Annotated in this window: 3 protein-coding genes and 1 tRNA gene; 2 read left to right on the top strand and 2 right to left on the bottom strand. The window is 73.0% G+C overall.

Going from position 1 to position 4,840, the window contains the following annotated elements:
* Positions 1–12 precede the first annotated feature (12 nt).
* Positions 13–86: transfer RNA gene (locus tag ACWGB8_RS37800), tRNA-Lys, on the bottom strand.
* 90 nt (positions 87–176) lie between these two features.
* Positions 177–1,085, bottom strand: a complete 909-nt coding sequence (locus ACWGB8_RS37795; protein WP_452218193.1) for an NADP-dependent oxidoreductase — start codon at positions 1,083–1,085, stop codon at positions 177–179.
* Between the two features lie 158 nt (positions 1,086–1,243).
* On the opposite strand from ACWGB8_RS37795, the gene ACWGB8_RS37790 reads away from it, so the two are divergent.
* Together ACWGB8_RS37790 and pgi are read left to right on the top strand one after the other, a co-directional pair.
* Positions 1,244–2,827 (top strand): Na+/H+ antiporter, encoded by a 1,584-nt coding sequence (locus tag ACWGB8_RS37790; protein ID WP_452218192.1) that lies wholly within the window; start codon positions 1,244–1,246, stop codon positions 2,825–2,827.
* Between the two features lie 216 nt (positions 2,828–3,043).
* Positions 3,044–4,705, top strand: a complete 1,662-nt coding sequence (gene pgi, locus ACWGB8_RS37785) for a glucose-6-phosphate isomerase (RefSeq protein ID WP_452218191.1) — start codon at positions 3,044–3,046, stop codon at positions 4,703–4,705.
* The last annotated feature ends 135 nt before the right edge of the window (positions 4,706–4,840 follow it).

The raw sequence follows: 4,840 nt of genomic DNA, 5'->3' as shown, positions 1-4,840 counted from the left end.
TCCGGCTGTCTGTGCGCCGCCAGGGACTCGAACCCCGGACCCGCTGATTAAGAGTCAGCTGCTCTAACCAACTGAGCTAGCGGCGCCTGCTGACACCGAGAACATTACCCGGTCGCAGGCCGAAACTCACAATCGGTTTCCCGGGGCGCCGCCGAGGGGGCGTACAGGGGGCCCGCTCAGGGCGTGAGGACCACCTTGCCCCGGACGTGCCCGGTCTCCACCAGCCGGTGCGCCTCGGCCGCCCGCTCCAGCGGGAAGGTCTCGGCGATCTCCACCCGCAGCCGCCCGGTCTCCCACAGCTCGACCAGCTCGGCCAGCCGGGCCGCGGTCCGCTCGCTGCGCAGCCACCGGGCGCCGAACCGCCCGGCGGCCTCCGGGTCGACGAGGGTCCCGATCCGGCTGTGGTCGGCGACCAGCCCGGCCGAGGCCTCGACCGAGCCCCGCCCGGCGGCGTCCAGGACCGCGTCCACGCCCTGCGGGGCGAGCGCGCGGACCCGCTCGGCCAGGCCCTCGCCGTAGCTGACCGGGACGGCGCCGAGCTCCGCCAGGTAGTCGTGGTTGCGCTCGCTCGCGGTGCCGATCACGGTCGCGCCCAGGGCGACGGCCAGCTGCACGGCCATGGTGCCCACCCCGCCCGCCGCGCCGTGGACGAGGACCGTCTCGCCGGCCTTCACCCGCAGCTCGCCGAGGGCGGTGTGCGCGGTCTGGCCGGAGGCGGAGAGGGCGCCGGCCTGCTCCCAGGGCATGCCGGCGGGCTTGGCCGCCAGCTGCGAGCCGTCGACGACCACGTACTCGGCGTGGCTGCCGAGGAGCCGGAAGCCGAGCACCTCGTCGCCGACCTCCCAGCCGAAGCTGCCGGGGCCGAGCTGGTCGACCACGCCGGCGAACTCGTTCCCCGGTACGACGGGCAGCTCGACGACGGCGCCGGGCGGGGTGAAGCCGCCGCGGACGGCGAGGTCGACGGGCTGCAGCCCGGCGGCGTACACCCGGACCCGCACCTGGCCCTGGCCGGCCACCGGGGTGGGCACCTGCGCCACGCGCAGTACCTCGGGGCCGCCGTACTCGGGGACGGTCACTGCCTTCATCGCGGGTCCACTCCTGTCGCTCCGTCGGACGTTCCCCGCATCATCGAACTTCAAGCCCACTTGAGGTCAAGTGCGGCGCGCCATCGCAGATCAGCGCATTGTCCGATCTATCCTGGCGGCGACCCCGAACCCGTACGTACGTCGGAGAGGACCGTTCCGTGGGCCAGCTGCCCCTGCTCTTCATGGTGCTGCTCGCCTCGGTGGTGACCATGCCGCTCGCCCGGCGCACCGGCGTGCCGCAGCCGGTGCTGATGACCGTCCTGGGCATCGCCATGGCCCTCACCCCGCAGATCCCGAACATCGAGCTGGATCCCGACCTGATCCTGCCGCTCGTCCTCCCGCCGCTGATCTTCGCGGTCGCCCGCCGCTCCTCGGTCCGCTACTTCCGGGCCAACGCCCGCTCGATCCTGGTGCTCGCGGTCGCCCTGGTGGTGGTCACCACGCTGGTGGTGGCGAGCACCGTGCACTGGCTGCTGCCCGCACTGCCGCTGGCCGCCGCGGTCGCCCTCGGGGCCCTGGTCTCGCCGCCCGACCCGGTCGCGGCGGTCGCGGTGGCCGGCAGCGTCGGACTGCCCCGCCGACTGGTGGCGATCCTGGAGAGCGAGGGCCTGTTCAACGACGTCACCGCGATCGTCATCTACTCGCTCGCCATCGAGGCCGTGGTGACCGGCCACTTCTCGGTCGGCGAGGCGGGGCTGCGCTTCGTGCTGTCCGCCGTCCTCGCGGTGGTGGTCGGGGTGGGCCTCGGCTGGCTCAACGCCAGGCTGGCCTCCCGGCTGGACGACCCCACCCAGCAGGTCGCGCTCAACCTGCTGGTGCCGTTCGCCGCCTACACCCTCGCCGAGGAGATCCACGGCTCCGGCGTGCTCGCCGTCGTGATCTGCGCGCTCTACCTGGCCGAGCGGGCCGCCGACGCCGACGACGTCGCCTACCGGCTGGTCGGCAACGCCTTCTGGGAGATCGTCGAGATCCTGATCACCGGCGCCGCCTTCGGTCTGATCGGGCTGGAGCTCGCCACCGTCCTCAGGGAGGCCGGCGACGGCTGGACCAGCATGCTCGGGGACGCCGCCGTGGTCATCGCCGCGGTGGTGCTGGTCCGGCTGCTCTGGCTGCTCCCGGCCGGCTGGCTCTCCCGGAAGCTGCGGGCCGGCGCCGAGGAGGACACCCCGATCAGCTGGCAGGAGAGCGTGCTGCTCTGGTGGTCGGGCATGCGCGGGGTGGCGACCGTCGCGCTGGCCCTGGCCGTCCCGCTGACCCTGGACTCGGGCGAGCGCTTCCCCGAGCGCGGGCGGCTGGTCTTCATCGCCTTCAGCGTGGTGCTCTTCACCCTGCTCGTCCAGGGCCTCACCCTGCCCTGGCTGGCCAAGCGCTTCGAGCTGGACCTCGACCACGACCGGCACGAGCAGGCCGTCCGGCAGCTCTGGTGGCGGGCCGCCAAGGCCGGACTGACGCGGCTCGGCGAGCTGGAGCAGGAGGACCGGCTGCCCGCCGAGGTCGCCGAGCGGCTGCGGGACCGTCAGCACGACCGGCTGGCCCGGCTCTGCCCCGAGAACTACGCCGAGGAGGAGGCCGCCGAGGCCAAGCTGAGGCTCGGCCAGTGGCGCGCCGCGTACCGGGTCGAACAGGAGATGATCGCCGCGTCCCGGCGCGAGATGCTGATCGCCCGCAGCGAGGCCGGCGCCGACCCGGAGCTCGTCGACCAGGTGCTGCGCGGGCTGGACCTGCGCTCCGAGCGGAAGTGACGGCACGTCCGGACGGAAGCGACGGCACGTCCGGACGGCCTCCGTTGGAGCGTCGGCGAACGGAATGTGCGCCGGGGGTCCCGACGTTGCATAGGGTGACTCCGGGCAGGCCGTCAACGGAGTCGGCGCACCACCCGCAGTACCCGCACGACCTCGCGACACCCTCCCGCCTGGCCCTGCCGGTTAGCTGCACCCGGACGAATCGAGGAGCAACCGATGTCGGAGACCCGTGCCGACGCCCGTACCGCGCTGGACCGCACCCCGCAGTGGGCCGCCCTGGCCAAGCACCGGGCCGAGCTGGGCGAGACGCACCTGCGTGAGCTGTTCGCCGCCGACCCGGAGCGGGGCCGCCGCTACACCCTCCAGGTCGGCGACCTCCACGTCGACTTCGCCAAGCAGCTCGTCACCGACGAGACCCTGGAGCTGCTGCGCGAGCTCGCCGAGGCCACCGGCGTCGCCGGTCTGCGCGACGCGATGTTCCGCGGCGAGAAGATCAACACCACCGAGCACCGGGCCGTGCTGCACACCGCGCTGCGGGCCCCCCGCGGGGCCGTCGTCGAGGTCGACGGCGAGAACGTGGTGCCCGGCGTGCACGCCGTCCTGGACCGGATGGCCGCCTTCGCCGAGCGGATCCGCAGCGGCGAGTGGCGCGGCCACACCGGCAGGCCGATCAAGGCCGTCGTCAACATCGGTATCGGCGGCTCCGACCTCGGCCCCGCGATGGCCTACGAGGTGCTGCGCTCCTACGCCGCGCGCGACCTGGACGTCCGCTTCGTCTCCAACGTGGACGGCGCCGACCTGCACGAGGCCGTCCGCGACCTGGACGCCGCGGAGACGCTGTTCGTCGTCGCCTCCAAGACCTTCACCACCATCGAGACCATCACCAACGCGGTCTCGGCGAAGAACTGGCTGCTCACCGAGCTGCAGGCGGACACCGACGCGGTCGCCAAGCACTTCGTGGCGCTCTCCACCAACGCCGAGGGCGTCGCCGACTTCGGCATCGACACCGCCAACATGTTCGAGTTCTGGGACTGGGTGGGCGGCCGCTACTCCTACGACTCGGCGATCGGCCTCTCGCTGATGATCGCCATCGGCCCGGACGCCTTCCGCGAGATGCTGGACGGCTTCCACCTGGTCGACGAGCACTTCCGCACCGCCCCGCCGGAGCAGAACGTGCCGCTGCTGCTCGGCCTGCTCGGGGTCTGGTACGGCGCCTTCTTCGACGCCCAGGCGCACGCCGTGCTGCCGTACTCCCACTACCTGTCGAAGTTCACCGCGTACCTGCAGCAGCTCGACATGGAGTCCAACGGCAAGTCGGTGGACCGCCAGGGCAACCCGGTCACCTGGCAGACCGGCCCGGTGGTCTGGGGCACCCCCGGCACCAACGGCCAGCACGCCTACTACCAGCTGCTCCACCAGGGCACCAAGCTGATCCCGGCCGACTTCATCGGCTTCGCCCGCCCGGTCGGCGACCTGCTTCCCGGGCTGGTCGCGCAGCACGACCTGCTGCTCGCCAACTTCTTCGCGCAGACCCAGGCGCTGGCCTTCGGCAAGACGCCGGAGGAGGTCGCCGCCGAGGGGGTGCCGGCCGAGTTGGTGCCGCACAAGACCTTCAAGGGCAACCACCCGACCACCACGATCCTGGCCGCCGAGCTGACCCCGTCGGTGCTCGGCCAGCTGGTCGCGCTGTACGAGCACAAGGTGTTCGTCCAGGGCGCGATCTGGAACATCGACTCCTTCGACCAGTGGGGCGTCGAGCTCGGCAAGGTCCTCGCCAAGCGGATCGAGCCGGTGCTGCTGACCGGCGAGGGCGCGGACGCGCTGGACAGCTCCACCGCGGAGCTGGTCGCCCGCTACCGCGCGCTGCGCGGGCGCTGAGTGCCGCGGGGCGGGCCCCCCGGGGGGCGGGGCCCGGGGGGGGGGGGCCGCCGGGGGGGGGGGGGGGGGGGGGGCGCCGGGGGGGGGGGGGGGGGGGGGCCGGAAAACCCGGCCGCCCCCGTAGGATATAAAAAA

The sequence above is a fragment of the Kitasatospora sp. NPDC054939 genome (assembly GCF_053610105.1).
The sequence above is the reverse complement of the archived record's forward strand: the minus strand, read 5'-3'. Positions and strand labels throughout refer to the sequence as shown.